This is a genomic window from Mycobacterium sp. RTGN6 (genome assembly GCF_033804605.1).
Classification (GTDB): Bacteria; Actinomycetota; Actinomycetes; order Mycobacteriales; family Mycobacteriaceae; genus Mycobacterium.
The window spans coordinates 166,589-184,647 of record NZ_JAPZKZ010000010.1; the positions used below are offsets into that span (position 1 = coordinate 166,589).

General features: G+C 66.1%; 18 protein-coding genes and 1 pseudogene. 12 read left to right on the forward strand and 7 right to left on the reverse strand.

Annotated elements, in window-relative coordinates; translation table 11 throughout:
• Positions 1–38: 38 nt before the first annotated feature.
• Complete coding sequence (locus tag SLQ33_RS24065) at positions 39–1,169, reverse strand: N(5)-(carboxyethyl)ornithine synthase (protein WP_319456397.1); 1,131 nt, start codon at positions 1,167–1,169, stop codon at positions 39–41.
• 404 nt (positions 1,170–1,573) lie between these two features.
• On the opposite strand from SLQ33_RS24065, the gene SLQ33_RS24070 reads away from it, so the two are divergent.
• The 4 genes and pseudogenes from SLQ33_RS24070 (at position 1,574) to SLQ33_RS24085 (ending at position 5,137) form a co-directional block, all read left to right on the forward strand.
• Entirely contained in the window at positions 1,574–1,708 is a 135-nt protein-coding gene (locus SLQ33_RS24070; RefSeq protein WP_319456398.1) for a hypothetical protein, read from the forward strand.
• A gap of 358 nt (positions 1,709–2,066) precedes the next feature.
• Positions 2,067–2,246, forward strand: a pseudogene (locus tag SLQ33_RS24075) (hypothetical protein); the annotation flags it as partial.
• Positions 2,247–2,314: 68 nt separating this feature from the next.
• Positions 2,315–3,805: an amino acid permease gene (locus tag SLQ33_RS24080; protein WP_319456400.1), complete on the forward strand. Its 1,491-nt coding sequence runs from the start codon at positions 2,315–2,317 to the stop codon at positions 3,803–3,805.
• Between the two features lie 60 nt (positions 3,806–3,865).
• Positions 3,866–5,137, forward strand: coding sequence for a primosomal protein (locus SLQ33_RS24085; protein WP_319456401.1), 1,272 nt, complete (start codon positions 3,866–3,868; stop codon positions 5,135–5,137).
• Positions 5,138–5,167: 30 nt separating this feature from the next.
• On the opposite strand, the gene SLQ33_RS24090 is transcribed toward SLQ33_RS24085, so the two are convergent.
• On the reverse strand, positions 5,168–5,515 hold the full coding sequence (locus tag SLQ33_RS24090; protein WP_319456402.1) for an extradiol dioxygenase: 348 nt from the start codon (positions 5,513–5,515) through the stop codon (positions 5,168–5,170).
• A gap of 54 nt (positions 5,516–5,569) precedes the next feature.
• On the opposite strand from SLQ33_RS24090, the gene SLQ33_RS24095 reads away from it, so the two are divergent.
• Positions 5,570–6,406 (forward strand): alpha/beta hydrolase, encoded by an 837-nt coding sequence (locus SLQ33_RS24095; protein WP_319456403.1) that lies wholly within the window; start codon positions 5,570–5,572, stop codon positions 6,404–6,406.
• A gap of 21 nt (positions 6,407–6,427) precedes the next feature.
• On the opposite strand, the gene SLQ33_RS24100 is transcribed toward SLQ33_RS24095, so the two are convergent.
• The 3 genes from SLQ33_RS24100 to SLQ33_RS24110 are packed head-to-tail and all read right to left on the reverse strand — an operon-like array spanning position 6,428 to position 9,235.
• On the reverse strand, positions 6,428–7,516 hold the full coding sequence (locus tag SLQ33_RS24100) for an adenosine deaminase (protein ID WP_319456404.1): 1,089 nt from the start codon (positions 7,514–7,516) through the stop codon (positions 6,428–6,430).
• A 4-nt stretch (positions 7,517–7,520) separates the two neighbouring features.
• The gene (locus tag SLQ33_RS24105; RefSeq protein ID WP_319456405.1) at positions 7,521–8,831 is read right to left on the reverse strand and encodes a thymidine phosphorylase; all 1,311 of its coding nucleotides are present in this window, start codon (positions 8,829–8,831) and stop codon (positions 7,521–7,523) included.
• Complete coding sequence (locus tag SLQ33_RS24110; protein WP_319456406.1) at positions 8,828–9,235, reverse strand: cytidine deaminase; 408 nt, start codon at positions 9,233–9,235, stop codon at positions 8,828–8,830. Before SLQ33_RS24110 ends, SLQ33_RS24105 begins: the two co-directional genes overlap by 4 nt.
• A 207-nt stretch (positions 9,236–9,442) precedes the next feature.
• Here SLQ33_RS24110 and sdhC point away from each other — a divergent pair, with 207 nt between their 5' ends.
• From sdhC to SLQ33_RS24130, 4 genes are read left to right on the forward strand one after another with little or no spacing between them, the layout of a single operon-like run.
• Positions 9,443–9,871, forward strand: coding sequence for a succinate dehydrogenase, cytochrome b556 subunit (sdhC, locus tag SLQ33_RS24115; RefSeq protein ID WP_319456576.1), 429 nt, complete (start codon positions 9,443–9,445; stop codon positions 9,869–9,871).
• The gene (locus tag SLQ33_RS24120; protein ID WP_319456407.1) at positions 9,868–10,338 is read left to right on the forward strand and encodes a succinate dehydrogenase hydrophobic membrane anchor subunit; all 471 of its coding nucleotides are present in this window, start codon (positions 9,868–9,870) and stop codon (positions 10,336–10,338) included. The genes sdhC and SLQ33_RS24120 overlap by 4 nt, the downstream gene beginning before the upstream one ends.
• A gap of 14 nt (positions 10,339–10,352) precedes the next feature.
• A complete protein-coding gene (sdhA, locus tag SLQ33_RS24125) occupies positions 10,353–12,107 on the forward strand; it encodes a succinate dehydrogenase flavoprotein subunit (RefSeq protein ID WP_319456408.1) in 1,755 nt (584 codons plus the stop codon).
• A gap of 1 nt (position 12,108) precedes the next feature.
• Positions 12,109–12,894: a succinate dehydrogenase iron-sulfur subunit gene (locus SLQ33_RS24130; RefSeq protein ID WP_319456409.1), complete on the forward strand. Its 786-nt coding sequence runs from the start codon at positions 12,109–12,111 to the stop codon at positions 12,892–12,894.
• A gap of 97 nt (positions 12,895–12,991) precedes the next feature.
• Here the strand turns inward: SLQ33_RS24130 and SLQ33_RS24135 are convergent, their stop codons facing one another.
• The gene (locus SLQ33_RS24135; RefSeq protein ID WP_319456410.1) at positions 12,992–13,813 is read right to left on the reverse strand and encodes an LLM class flavin-dependent oxidoreductase; all 822 of its coding nucleotides are present in this window, start codon (positions 13,811–13,813) and stop codon (positions 12,992–12,994) included.
• Positions 13,814–13,959: 146 nt separating this feature from the next.
• Here SLQ33_RS24135 and SLQ33_RS24140 point away from each other — a divergent pair, with 146 nt between their 5' ends.
• Positions 13,960–14,568: a carboxymuconolactone decarboxylase family protein gene (locus tag SLQ33_RS24140; protein WP_319456411.1), complete on the forward strand. Its 609-nt coding sequence runs from the start codon at positions 13,960–13,962 to the stop codon at positions 14,566–14,568.
• Here SLQ33_RS24140 and SLQ33_RS24145 read toward each other — a convergent pair.
• Positions 14,501–15,451 carry a sigma-70 family RNA polymerase sigma factor gene (locus SLQ33_RS24145; RefSeq protein WP_319456412.1) on the reverse strand — a complete coding sequence of 317 codons (951 nt, stop codon included), beginning with the start codon at positions 15,449–15,451 and terminating at the stop codon, positions 14,501–14,503. The two genes, SLQ33_RS24140 and SLQ33_RS24145, sit on opposite strands and share 68 nt — an antisense overlap.
• A gap of 165 nt (positions 15,452–15,616) precedes the next feature.
• Here SLQ33_RS24145 and SLQ33_RS24150 point away from each other — a divergent pair, with 165 nt between their 5' ends.
• Together SLQ33_RS24150 and SLQ33_RS24155 are read left to right on the forward strand one after the other, a co-directional pair.
• Positions 15,617–17,131, forward strand: coding sequence for an APC family permease (locus SLQ33_RS24150; RefSeq protein ID WP_319456413.1), 1,515 nt, complete (start codon positions 15,617–15,619; stop codon positions 17,129–17,131).
• A 25-nt stretch (positions 17,132–17,156) separates the two neighbouring features.
• The gene (locus tag SLQ33_RS24155; RefSeq protein WP_319456414.1) at positions 17,157–18,017 is read left to right on the forward strand and encodes a universal stress protein; all 861 of its coding nucleotides are present in this window, start codon (positions 17,157–17,159) and stop codon (positions 18,015–18,017) included.
• Positions 18,018–18,059 lie beyond the last annotated feature (42 nt).

Sequence of the window (18,059 nt, forward strand, 5' to 3'; positions counted from 1 at the left end):
ATCCGCAAACGCAGCTGCTCGATACCTCGACAGTACCCCTAATTCGGTTGCCGCTGTTGAAACGTCAGGATGTCTGGGTTGCGCACTCGCCCGTCGAGGATCTCGACCGCGCGGCGCACCGTCTGGTCGGTCTCCCACGCATCGCGCCCTTCGAGCACGGTACGCAGATACGGGAGAAGCGCTTCGCTGATCTCCCAGGTCGCAGAGTTCCATAGGTAGGACGGGCTGTGGTCGACCGCGTAGTACGTGATGTTGGAGCCGACGGTGAACGTGGGGTCGTCGAACGACGTCGGGCGAGCCCAGCTGAAACCCATTGCCTCGTCACATGATACGTCGATGATGAGGCTGCCCGCGCGGAATTCGATGAGGTCGTCGTGGTTGAGGAACGTCAACGGCGCGTTGGGATCCTGCAGGACGCAGTTGACGACGACGTCGTGCTCGGCCAGGTACCCGGCGAGTGGCAGTTGTCCGTCTGAGGTGTTCACGAAGCTGGTCGACGACCCGTCGCCGGCGTCGACGTGCTCGAAGTTCATGATCTGGGCCGAGTGGATCGGTGAGGCCACCTCGGTCACTTCGCGATTGGTGAGGATGTCCACGTCGTGGATGCCGTGGGCACTCAGTGCCGTCACGGCTCCGCGCGCCGTGGCGCCGAACCCGATGACCGCGGCACGCAGCCTGCGTCCGTACATGCCCGTCGACCCGACGAGTTCGAGTGCGTGCAGTACCGAGCAGTAGCCGGCCATCTCGTTGTTCTTGTGGAACACATGGAGTTTGAACGAGCCGTCGGAACGCCACAGGTTCATCGCCTCGAAGGCGATCAGGCTCTGCTTGCGCTGGATGGCCTCCTCGGTCAGCGCTCGGTCCTGAACGCAGTGTGGCCAGCCCCATAGCACCTGTCCGTGGCGCAATTCGGCGAGATCCTTGGAGTCCGGCTTGAGCAACAGAATGACGTCGCACTCGGCGATCAACTCCTCGCGGGTGCGCATTCCGGCCACCAGCCCACACATCCGCACATCGGCCACGCCGAAGTCTTCGCCGTACCCGTGCTCTAGGTAGATCTTTGCGCGGAGGTCGGCATCGATGCGGTCGAGGTGGTCGGGGTGGATCGGTAGCCGGCGCTCGTTCTCCTTGCTCGTCCGATGGATGACGCCGAGCGTCAGCAGGCTCATGGCGCGACCACGAAAGTGAGCGCACCGAATCTCGGCGGTGCGGAATCTCGTTGGCCTACAACGTGGTTGGCGAACGATCTAACGAGCGATAAAGTTGTCAAAGGTGATCCCGACGTCCGGTGGTGGCGGAAGTGCCCGGCTCAAGCGGTTGCTCACGGAGCTCAGCGACGACAGCTGATTCGTTACGGGCTGGTCAGCCTCCCAACATCTCGACTCTACACCCCAGGTCAGACCGGGGACGGCGATACCTCACACGTCGAAAATCGTTGAGAATCAACCTGCTCCGAATTTCGTGCCAGGGCGCACGGCGCCGTTGCTTCGGATGGCGCCTCACACCACGGACTCAGCCGAGTAGAGTCGCCACCATCGGGACCAGCCAGGCCCCCAATATGCAAGGGCAGGCAATGGCAGACAAGTCACCTCGACAAAGCGCGAGCAAGAAGTCCGGAAAGTCGCTCAAGGAGAAACGCGCCGACAAGCGCGCGAAGTCGGACACCACCTCGGGCATCGAAACGCAGTTTCACGGCAAGAAGCGCTGATTCAAGCGACTTCAGCGCATCCCGCTGGCTTGTTCCGGGGTCGGTGCTCCAGAACCGGCCGGGGGCATCCGCACACACGCTCGCCGCGGGGCCGCGGCTAGCCCGTTCGATGGCGAGAGTTCCATCTAGAGCATGTCCGACGCGAGCCCGCCGAGGCCCGCAGTCGTCGAGGTAGCGGGACCGACGCGCGGTTTCACTGCCGTGATCTTGAAGTCCGGCCACGCCGAAGTATCGCTTCCCTGTGAATCGCTGCCATTTCTGTGCCTCAGCTGAGCACGTGGGTGTCTACTCGATGGCGCAAATCCTCATGTTCGGTTCGGAGCCGGCCGCGGCTCCTTGACAGTGCAAGGTGGCAGCGATGGCACGTATAGACCTTTTCGCCAAGATTCCACTCATCGGGATGTCCATGGTGTTCCTGGCGATGGCGATCGTCGCGGTCACCGCGTATCTGCACGTCGGGTGGTGGTCGATCATCGGTTATGCGATCGCCGCGGTGCTCATGGTGTCCGGATTCGCCTTGACGTTCAGGGACATCAACGACCCGACCAAACCGCCACCGGTGGTTCAGAAACCACAGAAACCCGAACCGTCGAACGGTGCGAACAAATGACCACCGAGCCCACGAAGACGGAATACGACAACTCCGCGCTGACGAGCGAGGACGAGGGCTACCACAAGGGCCTCAAACCGAGACAGCTCCAGATGATCGCCATCGGCGGCGCCATCGGCACCGGGTTGTTCCTCGGCGCAGGCGGCCGGCTGCACAGCGCCGGACCCGGCCTCTTCCTGGTCTACGCGTTCTGCGGTGTCTTCGTGTTCCTGATCCTGCGTGCGCTCGGCGAACTCGTGCTGCACCGGCCGTCGTCGGGCTCGTTCGTCTCCTACGCGCGCGAGTTCCTCGGCGAGAAGGCGGCGTACGTCGCCGGCTGGATGTACTTCCTCAACTGGGCGATGACCGCGATCGTCGACTCGACGGCGATCGCCACGTACTTCCACTTCTGGAAGCAGTTCGATGCCATACCGCAGTGGCTCATCGCGTTGATCGCGTTGGCGCTGGTGCTCGGCATGAACCTGATCTCCGTCAAGGTGTTCGGCGAACTCGAGTTCTGGGCAGCGCTGATCAAGGTCGTCGCGCTGGTGACATTCCTCGTCGCGGGCACGATCTTCCTCGCGGGCCGCTACACGATCCAGGGAGCGTCGACCGGCTTCAGCGTGATCGTCGACAATGGCGGACTCTTGCCGACGGGCCTCTTCCCGCTCGTCATCGTGACCTCTGGCGTGGTGTTCGCCTATGCCGCAGTCGAACTCGTCGGCACCGCAGCCGGCGAGACCGCCAACCCGGAGAAGATCATGCCGCGCGCGATCAACTCCGTCATCGCCCGCATCGCGCTCTTCTACGTGGGTTCCGTCTTCCTGCTCGGGCTGCTGCTCCCGTACACCATGTACAAGTCCGGCGAGAGCCCGTTCGTGACGTTCTTCTCGAAGATCGGCATCGAGGGTGCGGGCACCATCATGAACATCGTCGTACTGACGGCTGCCTTCTCGAGCCTGAACGCGGGGCTCTATTCGACGGGCCGGATCCTGCGGTCGATGGCGATGAACGGCAGTGCGCCGAAGTTCACCGGAGTGATGTCCAGTCGCGGAGTGCCGTACGGCGGCATCTGCCTCACCGCCGCCATCGGACTGTTCGGCGTGCTGCTCAATGGCGTCGTACCCGCGATGGCGTTCGAGATCGTGCTGAACATGGCCGCGCTCGGCATCATCGCCTCGTGGGGCACCATCGTCATCTGCCAGATCCAGCTCTACCGGTGGTCGGAGAAGGGCATCCTCCAGCGGCCATCGTTCCGGATGTGGGGCACCCCTTACACCGGTTACCTCACGCTGGCATTCCTGGCGGGGGTGGTCGTACTGATGGCCCTGGATCCCCCGATCGGCACGTGGACCGTGGCGTCGCTGGTGCTCATCATTCCGGCCTTGATCGTCGGCTGGTTCGTCGTGCGCGGACGCGTGCTGGAAGTGGCCAGGGAGCGCGAGGGCTTCACGGGGCAGTTCCCCGTGGTCGCGAACCGGCCGCCGCCGCGCGACAAGGATGACTGACTCGGTGACAATGCTGCGGCCGCCGAGGAGACCGCAGCATGCATCGTTAGGCTGTGCCGCATGGCTGCAGACATCGTGCCGGTACGCCTCGGGCTGACCAAGGGTGATCTCTACACATTGTGGGCACCGCTATGGCGGGACTCCGAGGACGAATGGCAAGGATTCCTCGGCAAGGACGAGGACCTCTACGCCTTCGAGTCGGTGGCCGACCTGGTGGCGTTCGTGCGGACGAGCACGGACAACGACCTCACCGACCACCCCGCGTGGGAGGCGCTGACCAGCGCGAACGCTCACACGCTCGACCCATCGGAGGAACGCCAGCACGATCTGGTCGGCGTCCCCGAGTTGGTCGTCGAGAAGCCGACAGAGGAGACGGTCGAGACGCTGCTGCAGGCGCTGGCCGTCGTCCAGGCCATCGGGTCGGTGTGCGACTTGGTCGCCGTCTCGAAGTTCTTCAACGGCAATCCCGTGCTTGGCTCACTCGGCGGCGGCATCGATGCGTTCGCCGGCCGGACGGGGCGCAAGCGTTGGTCCGAGATCGAGGCCGTCATCGGACGCGGCTGGGACGGCGTGATCGACTCCATCGACGAGATCGTCACCGTGCCCGACGTCGATGCGAAGGCGTCCGAGACGGCCGAGGCCGAACTGGCCGAGCCGGCGTCGGAACCCGAAGAGGACGAGGCCGAGGCGGCCGCCGACGACGTGGTGATCGACGATGTCGTCGACACCGACGAGGAGTCCACGGCGCTGGCCGCCGCGGCGGAGGAGCAGGTGCTCGGCAGCGACGAGGACTTCTGGGTGCACGTCGGCATCGACCCGATCCGCATCATGACCAGCGCCGGCACGTATTACACGCTGCGCTGCTACTTCAACGACGAGCCGCGCTTCCTCGGTCGCAACGGCCGCATCAGCGTCTTCACCTCCGAGCGTTCCCTGGCGCGGTACCTCGCCGACGAACACGAGAGCGACCTGTCGGGGTTCAGCACCTACGAGGACATCCGCACCGCCGCCACCGACGGCTCGCTGCAGATCAAGGTCATCGACGACAACGTGTACGTGCTGAGCGGAATCTCCGACGATCTCGGCGACGGCCCGGACGCCGTCGACCCCGGCCAACTGGAGCTGGCCGTCGAGTTGCTCAGGGACGTCAGCGAATACGCCGAGGACACCTCGGTCGAGGAGGCGCTGGACGTGGACCAGCCGCTCGGCAGGTTCGTCGGGCATGTGCTCTCGCCTGACAAGGTGGGCAAGCCGCCGGCGCCATACGCCAAGGCCGTCGAGCAGTGGGACCAGCTGGAGGCGTTCGTCGAGTCACGCTTCCGCCAGGAATAATTGGGCCTGCGCGCCAGGAGTGATTGACCGCTACAACTCCGTCGCCTTCGGGTGCCGCGGCTCGTAGAGGCCCAGCTGACCGCCGCCTGGAAGCTGGATACTGGTGAGCAGTCCCCAGCCCTGATCACTGACGGGGCCACAGTCGACGCCCTTGTTCGCCAGCTGCTCGATGGTCGCGTTCACGTCATCGCACATGAGGTACAGCTCATGCGATTCCGTGGATTCGGCGGGATGCACTGCTACCTCGGCTGGCGGCAGCTTGAAGATCAGCCAGCCGCCACCGGCGTCGACGTGCGGGTAGCCCAGCACGTCACGGAGGAAGATCCTGTCCGCGTCGGCATCGCGGCTGTACAGAATCACGTGAGCACCGGTGATCATCCGGTTAGGCTACGCGCGTGATGACTTTCCTCAGCGGCTCCGGTCTACCCATACATGACCATCACTGACGGCCTCATCTCTCGCACGCTCGACGTCCCGGGTGCGCGCCTGCGCTACGAAGTCCGCGGCGACGGACCCCTGCTCTTCCTCATCGGCTCGCCGATGGCCGCCTCCGACTTCGCACCGTTGGCGCACGCGCTCGCCGTCGACCACACCGTCGTCACGTACGACCCGCGTGGTCTGGCGGGCAGCACCATCGACGATCCGGACCAGGACTCGACGCCCGAACTCCGCGCCGACGACGTCGCCGCCATCTTCGACGCGGTCGGCACCGACACCGCCGACGTCTTCGGGTCCAGCGGCGGCGCGGTGACCGGGCTGGCGCTCGTCACCCGCCATCCCGGCCGGGTGGGGACGCTCATCGCGCACGAACCGCCGGTGACCGTGCTGCTCGCCGACGCCGCGCAGCAGCGGGCGGCCGCCGAGGACATGGTCGAGACGTTCCACCGCGACGGGCCCGAGGCGGCGTGGATGAAGTTCATGGCCAACGCGGGCTTCGACATGAACGCACGCGACAGCGGTGCACCAGTGGGACCCGAGCCCACCCCCGACGAACAGGCCAAGCAGCTCTCCGACATGACGCGGTTCTTCGATCACGAGATGCGGGACACCATCGCGTACCGCCCCGACGTCTCAGCGCTGAAGGCCTCGTCGACCAGAGTCGTCGTCGGCATCGGCGCCGACTCGCGGCAGCTCTTGACCTGTCGGACCTCGACCGCGCTGTGCGAGCAACTCGGCTCGTCGTCCGTCGACTTCCCCGGTGAGCACGTCGGGTTCATTGGCGCCCCAGGCGAGTTCGCGGACCGCGTGCGCGAGGTGCTCGCCACCTAGCGGTCGCACGTCTTGCGGCCGTCAGCCGATCAGCACCGCGTAGCGCGGCTTGATGACGTCGTCGATGAGCGACAGCCGTTCGTCGAACGGGATGAACGCCGACTTCATCGCGTTGATGGTGAACCGCAGCAGATCGCTCCAGCCGTAGTCGAACGCCTCGACCAGGCGCAGCATCTCCTGACTCATCGTGGTGTCGCTCATGAGCCGATTGTCGGTATTGACGGTGACGCGGAATCGTAACCGGGCCAACAGATCGAACGGATGGCCCTCGATGCTCGGTGCGGCGCCGGTCTGCACGTTGCTGCTCGGACACAGCTCGAACGGAACCCGCTTGTCGCGCAACAGCGACGCGAGCCGGCCGAGCTTGACCGATCCGTCGGGCATGCGCTCGATGTCGTCGACGATGCGCACGCCGTGGCCAAGCCGGTCGGCACCGCAGAAGGCGATGGCCTCGTGGATCGACGGCAGCCCGAACGCCTCGCCTGCGTGAATCGTGAAGCGGGCGTTGTTGGTTCGCATGTACTCGAACGCATCGAGATGACGGCTCGGCGGGTAGCCGGCTTCCGCCCCGGCGATGTCGAAACCGACGACACCCTTGTCGCGGAACCGAATCGCGAGCTCGGCGATCTCGCGGGACCGGGCCGCGTGGCGCATCGCGGTGACCAGGCACCGCACTGTGATCGTCTTGCCCTCCGCGGCCGCCGCCTTCTCCCCCTCGGCGAACCCGGCCAGCACCGCGTCGACGACCGCATCCAGTGACAACCCACGGTCGATGTGCAGTTCGGGCGCGAATCGCACCTCGGCGTAGACGACGGAGTCGGCGGCCAGGTCCTCGACGCATTCGAAGGCCACGCGATGAAGTGCCTCCGGAGTCTGCATCACGCCGACGGTGTGTGCGAACGGCTCCAGATAGCGCACCAGTGACCCGCTGTGCGCGGCCTTGCGGAAGAACGTCGCCAACTCGTCGACGTCGTTGGTGGGCAGCTCGTCGTAGCCGAACTGATCGGCCAACTCCACTACTGTCGCGGGTCTCAGCCCGCCGTCGAGATGATCGTGCAGCAGCGCCTTGGGCGCATGCCGGATCATGTCCAGCGTCAGCGGAGTCGTCATCTATCTACTCTCCTTGGGCCGTGATCCGGTCGATGATGAGGGGACGCTCCTGGGGCACGGAGTCGCCGACGTTCCAGCCGCCGTCCAGCTCGGCCAACGCGGCGCTGAACCGCTCGGGGGTGTCGGTGTACAGCGTGAACAACGGCTCGCCAGCGGCGACGGGCTCGCCGGGCCGCCGATGGATGCGCACCCCGGCGCCGAACTGAACCTGATGACCAGCTGCCGCGCGGCCGGCACCGAGCCGCCACACTGCCAGTCCCACCGCCATCGCATCTATGTCGCCCATGGTGCCACCGCGAGGCGCGATCACGGTCTCGGTTTGCGCACCGATCGGTAGCGGTTGCGACAGGTCGCCGCCCTGGGCGGCGACGAGCGCGCGGAAGCAGTCCATGGCCGAGCCGTCGGCCAGGGTGTCGGCCGGGTCGATGCCGCACACGTTCACGGCGGCGAGCATCTCGCGCGCCAGCGCCAAGGTCAGCTCCACGACGTCCTCGGGGCCGCCACCCGCCAACACGTCGAGCGACTCGACCACCTCAACGGCATTGCCCACGGCCCGCCCCAGCGGTGCGTTCATATCGGTCAGCAGGGCCGTCGTACGCACGCCGTTGGCTTCGCCGAGCGCCACCATGGTCCGGGCAAGTGCGTAGGACTCCTCCTCGGTCTTGAGGAACGCCCCCTTGCCCACCTTGGTGTCGAGCACCAGTGCGTCGGCGCCCTCGGCGAGCTTCTTGCTCATCACCGAGCTGGCGATCAACGGCAACGACTCCGTGGTGCCGGTGACGTCGCGCAGCGCGTAGATCTTGCGGTCGGCGGGCGCCAAGTCGCCGGCCGCGAAGACGGCCGCACCGATGTCTTGAAGTTGTTGCCGGATCTGCGCTTTGGACAGTTCGGCGGTGAAGCCCGCGATGGACTCCAGCTTGTCCAGCGTGCCCCCGGTGTGACCAAGCCCGCGCCCCGCGGCCTGCGGCACCGCGGCACCGCACGCCATCACGACGGGCACCAGCGGGATGGTGATCTTGTCGCCGACCCCACCGGTCGAGTGCTTGTCCACCAGGCGCAGCGGCTTGCCGTCACGCCGCAGGTCACCGAAGTCGAACCGCTCCCCCGACGCGACCATGGCGTGCGTCCACCTGGCGATCTCGGCGGACGTCATCCCGCGCAGGAAGATCGCCATCAACAGCGCCGACATCTGTTCGTCGTGAACCCGACCGTGGGTGTAGCCGTCGATCACCCAGTCGATGGCCTCGTCGGTCAGCACGCCGCCGTCGCGCTTGGTCCGGATGACGGTCGGAGCGTCGAACGTGAACTGGGTCACGGGGTTTCCCGCCGGTGGAGGTCCTCCGGCCCGAACGCGTCCGGCAGGAGCTCGCCAAGTGGCCGCGGACCCGCAGGATGGTCGATCAACATCCCCGGCCCACCATGTTCCAGCAGCACCTGACGGCACCGTCCGCAAGGCATCAACAGCGCGCCCGAGCCGTCCACGCACGTCAGTGCGACCAGGCGGCCACCACCGCTGGAAACTAGGGCGCAGGCCACGGAGACCTCGGCACAGAGACCTAGGCCATATGAGACATTCTCCACATTGCACCCCACGACGACCCGCCCGTCGTCGACCAGTGCCGCCGCCCCGACCGGAAATCCCGAATATGGCGCGTAAGCCCAGCTCGATACCTGGATTGCCTTGTCCCGCAGTAGTTTCCAGTCGATCTCTGACGTCATGTCAACCTCGCCGGATCGATTCTGAATGCATTCCGAAGCTCCTCGTTCCGCAACCTCGCACGTGAGGTAGGTAACCCTCATTTCGGCGCATTTCGCGCAATGTCGGGTAACGGTAGTTCGTTTAGCAGTACAACGGGGTTTAGAGTCGCCCCGAGGTTCGGGCAACCGGCCGAACCCGAGCGTCCATCGATGGCGTTGGAGGTCGAGTTGAGCACGGCGACAACCGGTGGTTCCGACATAGCCGCCCCGAGATCGTCCCCGCGGCGGCGCCGCTCGCTATACCGCGGCGACCCAGGCATGTGGTCGTGGGTCCTGCACCGCATCACGGGTGCGACGATCTTCTTCTTCCTGTTCGTGCACGTGCTCGATACCGCCCTGGTCCGGGTGAGCCCACAGGCCTACAACGAGGTCATCGACACCTACAAGACCCCGATCGTCGGCCTCATGGAGATGGGCCTCGTCGTCGCGGTGCTCTATCACGCGCTCAACGGCATCCGCATCATCCTGATCGACTTCTGGGAGCACGGGCCCAAGTACCAGCGGCTGATGCTGTGGATCGTGCTCGGCATCTGGATCACGGTGTTCATCGCGGCCCTCGGCGTCATCGGAATGCACATGGCGGAGCAGTTCCTGTGAGCGCGCCGTGGACGCCCCACCACCGTGAGGACCGCATCGCCCCGGTGCTGGAGAAAGAGCACGACCGCCCGGCCAGTCTGGACCATCCCCGCGCACCGCGGCGGCCGCGGGGCATCCCGTACTTCGAGAAGTACGCCTGGCTGTTCATGCGGTTCTCCGGCGTAGCGCTGGTATTTCTGGCGCTCGGCCACCTGTTCATCATGCTGATGTGGAGCGACGGGGTGTACCGCATCGACTTCAACTACGTCGCGCAGCGCTGGGCCTCGCCGTTCTGGCAGATCTGGGACATGGCCCTGCTGTGGCTGGCGATGCTGCACGGCGCCAACGGCATGCGCACGATCATCGGCGACTACGCCCGCAAGAACACCACCAAGTTCTATCTGAATTCGCTGCTGCTGCTGGCGACCGGGTTCACGTTGGTGTTGGGCAGTTATGTGCTGGTCACCTTCGACGCGAACATCTCGTGAGCGGGAGTTTGTAAATGATTCAGGAACATCGCTACGACGTCGTGATCGTCGGCGCAGGCGGCGCGGGCATGCGCGCCGCCGTCGAGGCCGGCCCACGGGCACGGACCGCGGTGCTGACCAAGCTGTACCCCACCCGCAGCCACACCGGCGCGGCGCAGGGCGGCATGTGTGCGGCGCTAGCCAACGTCGAAGAGGACAACTGGGAGTGGCACACCTTCGACACCGTCAAGGGCGGCGACTACCTCGCCGACCAGGACGCCGTCGAGATCATGTGCAGGGAAGCCATCGACGCGGTGCTCGACCTGGAAAAGATGGGGATGCCGTTCAACCGCACCCCCGAGGGCCGCATCGACCAGCGCCGGTTCGGCGGGCACACCCGCGACCACGGCAAGGCGCCCGTGCGCCGGGCCTGCTACGCCGCAGACCGCACCGGCCACATGATCCTGCAGACGCTGTACCAGAACTGCGTCAAACACGACGTCGAGTTCTTCAACGAGTTCTACGCGCTCGACATCGCCATGACGGAGACGCCTGCCGGACCGGTGGCCACCGGCGTCATCGCCTACGAGCTGGCCACCGGCGACATCCACGTCTTCCACGCCAAGGCGGTCGTGTTCGCCACCGGCGGATCCGGCCGGATGTACAAGACCACCTCCAACGCCCACACCCTTACCGGCGACGGGCTGGGCATCGTCTTCCGCAAGGGGCTTCCCTTGGAGGACATGGAGTTCCACCAGTTCCACCCGACGGGCCTGGCAGGCCTCGGCATCCTCATCTCGGAGGCCGTGCGCGGCGAGGGCGGCCGACTGCTCAACGCCGACGGTGAACGCTTCATGGAACGCTATGCGCCGACGATCGTCGACCTGGCGCCCCGCGACATCGTCGCCCGCTCCATGGTGCTCGAGGTACTGGAGGGCCGCGGCGCGGGACCCAACAAGGACTACGTCTACATCGACGTGCGCCACCTCGGCGCGGACGTGCTCGAGGCCAAGCTGCCCGACATCACCGAGTTCGCCCGCACCTATCTGGGCGTCGACCCGGTCACCGAGCTCGTCCCGGTCTACCCGACGTGCCATTACGTCATGGGCGGTATCCCCACGACGGTGAACGGGCAGGTGCTGCGCGACAACACCACTCCGGTACCGGGGCTGTACGCCGCGGGCGAATGCGCGTGCGTCTCGGTGCACGGCGCCAACCGGTTGGGCACCAACTCGCTGCTGGACATCAACGTATTCGGCCGCCGGGCCGGAATCGCCGCGGCGAATTACGCGTTGGGGCACGACTTCGTCGACATGCCGCCGAATCCGGCCGAGATGGTGGTCGGCTGGGTCGGCGACATCCTCTCCGAGCACGGCAACGAGCGGGTGGCCGACATCCGCGGTGCGCTGCAGCAGTCGATGGACAACAACGCCGCGGTGTTCCGCACCGAGGAGACGCTCAAGCAGGCGCTCACCGACATCCACGCGCTCAAGGAGCGGTACGCACGAATCACGGTGCACGACAAGGGGACGCGCTACAACAGCGACCTCCTGGAGGCCATCGAATTGGGCTTCCTCCTGGAGCTGGCCGAGGTTACCGTGGTCGGCGCGCTGAACCGCAAGGAGTCACGCGGCGGCCACGCCCGCGAGGACTACCCGAACCGCGACGACACGAATTACCTGCGCCACACCATGGCCTTCAAGGAAGGTACGGATCTGCTCAGCGACATCCGGCTGGACTACAAGCCCGTCGTCCAGACCCGGTACGAACCGATGGAACGGAAGTACTGACGTGAGCGCACCCACCATCGACAAGCCCGAAGCCGGCGACCCACCGCTGCCGCCCGTGCCCGACGGCGCGGTGATGGTCACGATGAAGATCTCCAGGTTCAACCCCGAGGCGCCCGACGATGCAGGCTTCCAGAGCTTCCAGGTGCCGTGCCTGCCCAGCGACCGACTGCTGAACCTGCTGCACTACGTCAAGTGGTACCTCGACGGCACGCTGACGTTCCGGCGGTCGTGCGCGCACGGGGTGTGCGGGTCGGATGCCATGCGCATCAACGGCGTCAACCGGCTGGCCTGCAAGGTGCTGATGCGCGACTTGCTGCCCAAGAAGCCGGGTAAGCAGTTGACCATCACCATCGAGCCGATCCGCGGGCTACCCGTCGAGAAGGACCTCGTGGTCGACATGGAGCCGTTCTTCGATGCGTTCCGCGCGGTCAAGCCGTTCCTGATCACCAGCGGCAATCCGCCCACCAAGGAACGCATTCAGAGCCAGACCGACCGCGCCCGCTACGACGACACCACCAAGTGCATCCTCTGCGCGTGCTGTACGACGAGTTGCCCGGTGTTCTGGAACGAGGGGTCGTACTTCGGGCCCGCCGCGATCGTCAACGCGCACCGGTTCATCTTCGACAGCCGCGACGAGGCGGCCGCGGAACGGCTCGACATCCTCAACGAGGTCGACGGGGTGTGGCGTTGCCGCACGACGTTCAACTGCACCGAGGCGTGCCCTCGCGGCATTCAGGTGACCAAGGCGATCCAAGAGGTCAAGCGCGCGCTGATGTTCGCCCGCTAACCACCCCTGTTCCCCTCTCCTTCCGCGAGCGCGCGTGTCTGCGGGCGACACGCCGATGTTCGGCCGGAGTTTGCGCGCGCTCGTCGACGCGGTAGATCTACTCGGGCCGGGGTGGACCGTCCTGCAGCCTCGTCCGTACTTCGTCGAGCGAGCTCCCCGCAGGCGCGACGTACTCGATCCACCACGTCGCCCCTGCCTCGGCTACAGCACCGACGGTCTCGACGTCGTCGGACCCCGTCGTCTGGCCGAACCGCAACACGTCGAACCCTTCTGTTCCGCCGCGTATCTCACCGATGTAGTCGACCGCCCGCCGAACGTCGTCGGGCGCTACCTCGAGGCCGAACTCGCCGGCGACCACTACGCCGTCCCATCGTGCAGCGCGGCGTAGCGGCTTCTTGGCTGGCCAGGTTGCCGCCACCCACAACGGGACCCGTGGCCGTTGAACCGCTGGCGCAAAGGCCTCGCACTGAACGCGATAGTGGACGCCTTGGTGGTTCACCGGCTCGCCGGAGAGCAACGCCGACAGCACCTCCAGGGCCTCGTCGAATTGAGCCGCTCGGTCGGCTTGATCGCCGACGTCGCCGAAGGACACGTAGTCCGGAAGGTGCGGGTACCCGGCGCCCGCGCCGAGGGTGATTCGGCCGCCCGAGAGTTGGTCCAGCGTGAGGAGCTCGCGGGCGAGCTTTCCCACATGGCGGCGCGGCACCGGTGTCACCAACGTGCCCAGTCGAATGGCTTCCGTACGCAACGCCATGGCCGTCAGGGCCACCCACGGGTCCGCCACCGGCTCGATGAACTGCAGGTGGTCCCAGATGAAGAAGCCGTCCCACCCGGCGGCCTCGGCCTGCGCCGCCAAGTCCGCGAGTACCCGGGCGTCACCGCAGAAGTCGAAGTTCGGTGTGTAGAAGCCGAAGCGCATTGCGCCATCGTCGCAGCTCGACTTCCACCCGCGAGCGCGCGCAATGTTCGGATCTCGAACGGCGTGTCGCCCGCAGACACGCGCGCTCGCGGAGAAGGCGGGCAAGAGGGGTGTCACACATCGGAGGGCTGCCTCGTCTGATGGATATGACTACGCAAACGCCTCGCATCGAACCGCTGTCCCCCGAGAAGGCGCCCCTGTTGGCGCGGCTGATGTACCGCTACGCCAAGCGTCGTTTCGGCGAAGTGCCCGTACCCTTCGCCGTCGGCGCACACCACATGCCACTCCTCGTCGCCAATGCGGTTCACGAAACGCTCTTGGAGCGGGGATCGAATAAGCTACCCGCCAACGTCCGCGAACTCGCGGTGTACTGGACTGCCCGCACCGTCGGCTGCTCGTGGTGTGTCGACTTCGGCGCCATGCTGATCCGGCTCGACGGCCTCGATGTCGAAAGGCTCAAGTCCGTCGATGAGTATGCGACTTCTCCGCTTTTCACCGACGACGAGCGCGCCGCGATCGCCTACGCCGACGCGATGACGACCGACCCGCACACCGTCACCGATGAGCAAGTGGAGGACCTACGTCGTCGCTTCGGTGACGCAGGCACCATGGAGCTGACGTACCAGATCGGGACCGAGAACATGCGCGCCAGGATGAACACCGCGCTCGGCATCACCGAGCAGGGCTTCAATTCCGGAGATGCGTGTCGGATTCCGTGGGCTGACCAGACGACTGAGCCAACGGCGACGCCGTGAACTTGTCCGGGTTGGCGACGTCCCAGATCGCAGCGACCTTGCCATCCCGGACGGTCAGCGCCTGAATGTGAGGCTGGACCTCGGGCCATTCACCGTCGGTGTCCACCCGCTCGTTGTAGAGCCCGAGTTCGCCGTTGACGAGGGCCAACTGCGCAACCTCGAGCAGCTTCGGTCCGTACCGGGCCGACAGCCCGAGGATGAACCGGGCCACCTTGTCGGCACCGTGGATGACGCGGGCGGCGGTGGGCGCCTTGCGGTTCGAGTCGCCGGTGAACGTGATGTCGGGATGCAGAACGGCGACCACGGCGGTCAAGTCTCCGGTCGCAATCGCCGCCATGAGCTTGCCGACCACCTCGTCGTGTGACGCATCGCGCGCGGGTGCATCGGCGTCGGCGACCATCCGCCTTGCCCGGGAGGCGAGTTGGCGGGCGGCCGGTGCGTTGATGCCGAGCACGTCGGCGATCTCGCCGAACGGCACGGCGAAACCGTCGTGAAGCACGAAGGCGACCCGCTGATCGGGGGTGAGCCGCTCGAGCACCACCATCGCGGCGAAGCGGGCGTCCTCGTCGGCGACTACTGAGGCGAGTGGGTCCGATCGATCGAGTGGCGTCACGACGGGCTCGGGCAGCCATTCGCCGAAGTAGGCCTCCCGCCGGTGAGCCGCAGACCGCAACCGGTCGAGCCCGATGCGGCTGACCACCGTCGTCAGCCAAGCCCGTGGCTCGACGATCGCCTCGCGGTCCGTCCCGAGCGCGTCCCACCGCAGCCACGCATCCTGAACTGCGTCCTCGGCGTCGGCGAACGTGCCCGTGAGCCGGTAGGCGACCGACAACAGGTGCGGTCGCAGCCGCTCGAACTCGTCCGTCAGCTCCGCGGTGGTCACGAAACCAGCCTAGTGAGGACGCGGGAGCACCTGAGCCAGCGCGACGGATTCCTTTGCTAAAACGTCGAGAAGAGGAGGATTCCGTCGTCGTTGCGGCATTTGGCAACCGAACGAGAATCTCGAAGTAGAGGGCCAGGAAGTTCACAGGCCCGTATATTCCTGCCCATGGCAGTCAAGGAAGAATCGGCGTCGGGCGTGGTCGTGACCGACAAGGGTCTGCAGGCCGGAGCGCTCGGCCTCGTCGGCAACGTCGTCATCGGGCTGGCCGCGGTGGCGCCGGCGTACAGCCTGGCGGCGACCTTGGGCTACGTCGTGCTCAACGTGGGCGAGAAGGCCCCGGCGATGTTCGTGCTGGCGTTCATCCCGATGCTCCTGGTGGCGTTCGCCTACAAGGAACTGTCTCAGGACACGCCCGACTGCGGCACGACGTTCACCTGGAGCACAAAGGCTTTCGGCCCATGGATCGGCTGGATCGGCGGGTGGGGACTGGCCGTGTCGGCAATCATCGTGCTGGCCAACGTCGCCGAGATCGCGGCGGTCTACCTGTTCAAGTTCCTCGGTCAGGACGAGCTCGCCGAGAACCTCTGGGCCAAGGTCGCGCTCGGATCGTTCTTCATCATCTCGATGACGCTCGTCAGCGCTCGCGGCGTCGTGCTCTCCGAGCGCATCCAGAACGTGCTCATCGCCATCCAGTTCGGCGTGTTGATCATCGCGAGCATCTGGGCCCTCATCCGGGTGTTCTCCGGTACCGCTGGGGCACAGGCGATCACGCCGCAGCTCTCCTGGCTCTGGCCGAGCGGGCTGGACATGTCCTCCATCGCTGCGGCGATCATCCTGTGCATCTTCATCTACTGGGGTTGGGACGCCTGCCTTGCCGTCGGTGAGGAGACCAAGAATCCCGGCAAGACGCCGGGCATCGCGGCCGTCATTACCACGCTGATCCTGGTATTCACCTACGTGCTGGTGGCGTACGCAGTCCAGTCCTTCGCAGGCTTCGGGTACGTGGGCATCGGCCTGAACAACGCCAACAACACCGACGACGTGCTCACCGTCCTCGGGGAACCCGTCGCCGGACCGATCCTCGCATCGCTTCTACTGCTGACGGTTTCGGTGTCCGCGCTGTCGTCCACGCAGACCACCATCCTGCCCACCGCGCGCGGCACGCTGTCGATGGCCGTCTACGAGGCGATACCGAAGCGGTTCGCCAGCGTGCACCCGAAGTACATGACGCCCGCCTTCGGCACCATCGTGATGGGCTTAGCCGCGCTGTTCTTCTATCTGGTGCTGACCTTCGTCTCGGAGAACGCCCTCGCCGACTCGGTGGCCTCGCTGGGCCTGGCAGTCGCGTTCTACTACGGCATCACCGCGTATGCCTGCGTGTGGTACTTCCGCAAGACGCTGTTCCAGTCGGCCCGAAACCTGTTCTTCCGCGGCATCTTCCCGTTGCTGGGTGCCGTGGCCATGACGCTGGCGTTCGGCAAGAGCGCGTGGGACATGATGGCGCCCGACTACGGCTACACCGCGTTCGGCCCGCTGGGCGGCGTCTTCGTGCTCGGCGTCGGCATGTTGGTGCTCGGCATCCCGCTGATGCTGGCGTGCTTCGCATTCGGCACCAAGCGGTTCTTCCGCGGCGAGACGCTCAACGCCTCGACCGAGGTGAAGGTCCCGGACACCTTCTAGTCCCCTCGAGAGATTGGGTACCACAATGCATTTGACGGTCGGCTATCTGGCCACTCCTACGGGCGACGACGGCGTGGCCCTGGCCAGCGCGCTCGCCAAGACCTTCGGCGCCACCGTCGACGTCGTCCTCGTCGTCCGCGAAGAATTTCCGGATGGTCACCCCGGCCGCGCCGAGTACCAGCGGTTGTTGGTACGCAAGGGCGAGGAGTGGGTCGCCATGGCGGTGTCCACACTGGCCGCCAACGGGGTCAGCGCGAACTCGACAGTGCTGGTCGGTGAGTCGTTCGCGGAATCGCTCGTCGGGTTCGCCGAACAGAAGTCCTCGGACCTGATCGTGGTCGGTGGCGCGCGGGACGGGTTCTTCGGCGGCCACACCATCGGCCCGGTGACCGGGGCACTGCTGCACTCCTCACCGATCCCGGTGGCCCTGGCGCCGCGGGGGTACGCCGACGATCCCGACGACGCGATCACGTCCGTCACCGCTGCCATCCCCACGAAGGCGGGCGACGACAACCCGCTGCCCTTCGCCCTCACGCTGGCCAGCGCTGCCGGCCTGGGCATCAGGATGCTGTCGCTCGTGTCGGCCGAGAACCTGACCGAGGCCTCGAGCGCGCGCGAGCTCCGCCAACTCCAGGTATCGGCCGCCGAGGCGAATCTCGTGGTGGCCGCGCGCGCCGTCCCGGATGCACCGGAGATCGAGTCGCTGGTGGCCGACGGCACGACGGTGGAGTCGGCACTGAAGAAGCTCAACTGGGACGATGGCGATCTGCTGGTCGTCGGATCGAGTAGGTTCGCCGTGCCGCGGCGGATCTTCCTCGGCTCAACGGCCGCCCGAATCCTGGCCGGCGTCGACGTCCCCGTCATCGTCGTGCCGAAGGACGAGTAGACAGGAAGGGACGGCGATGTGATTCGCCGTCGAAGACGAAAC

Bases quoted from the DNA above. Each gene is read 5' to 3' on its own strand.
- SLQ33_RS24065 (WP_319456397.1), bottom strand. From the start codon at position 1,169: ATGAGCCTGCTGACGCTCGGCGTCATCCATCGGACGAGCAAGGAGAAC.
- SLQ33_RS24070 (WP_319456398.1), top strand. From the start codon at position 1,574: ATGGCAGACAAGTCACCTCGACAAAGCGCGAGCAAGAAGTCCGGAAAG.
- SLQ33_RS24080 (WP_319456400.1), top strand. From the start codon at position 2,315: ATGACCACCGAGCCCACGAAGACGGAATACGACAACTCCGCGCTGACG.
- SLQ33_RS24085 (WP_319456401.1), top strand. From the start codon at position 3,866: ATGGCTGCAGACATCGTGCCGGTACGCCTCGGGCTGACCAAGGGTGAT.
- SLQ33_RS24090 (WP_319456402.1), bottom strand. From the start codon at position 5,515: ATGATCACCGGTGCTCACGTGATTCTGTACAGCCGCGATGCCGACGCG.
- SLQ33_RS24095 (WP_319456403.1), top strand. From the start codon at position 5,570: ATGACCATCACTGACGGCCTCATCTCTCGCACGCTCGACGTCCCGGGT.
- SLQ33_RS24100 (WP_319456404.1), bottom strand. From the start codon at position 7,516: ATGACGACTCCGCTGACGCTGGACATGATCCGGCATGCGCCCAAGGCG.
- SLQ33_RS24110 (WP_319456406.1), bottom strand. From the start codon at position 9,235: ATGACGTCAGAGATCGACTGGAAACTACTGCGGGACAAGGCAATCCAG.
- sdhA (WP_319456408.1), top strand. From the start codon at position 10,353: ATGATTCAGGAACATCGCTACGACGTCGTGATCGTCGGCGCAGGCGGC.
- SLQ33_RS24135 (WP_319456410.1), bottom strand. From the start codon at position 13,813: ATGCGCTTCGGCTTCTACACACCGAACTTCGACTTCTGCGGTGACGCC.
- SLQ33_RS24140 (WP_319456411.1), top strand. From the start codon at position 13,960: ATGACTACGCAAACGCCTCGCATCGAACCGCTGTCCCCCGAGAAGGCG.
- SLQ33_RS24150 (WP_319456413.1), top strand. From the start codon at position 15,617: ATGGCAGTCAAGGAAGAATCGGCGTCGGGCGTGGTCGTGACCGACAAG.
- SLQ33_RS24155 (WP_319456414.1), top strand. From the start codon at position 17,157: ATGCATTTGACGGTCGGCTATCTGGCCACTCCTACGGGCGACGACGGC.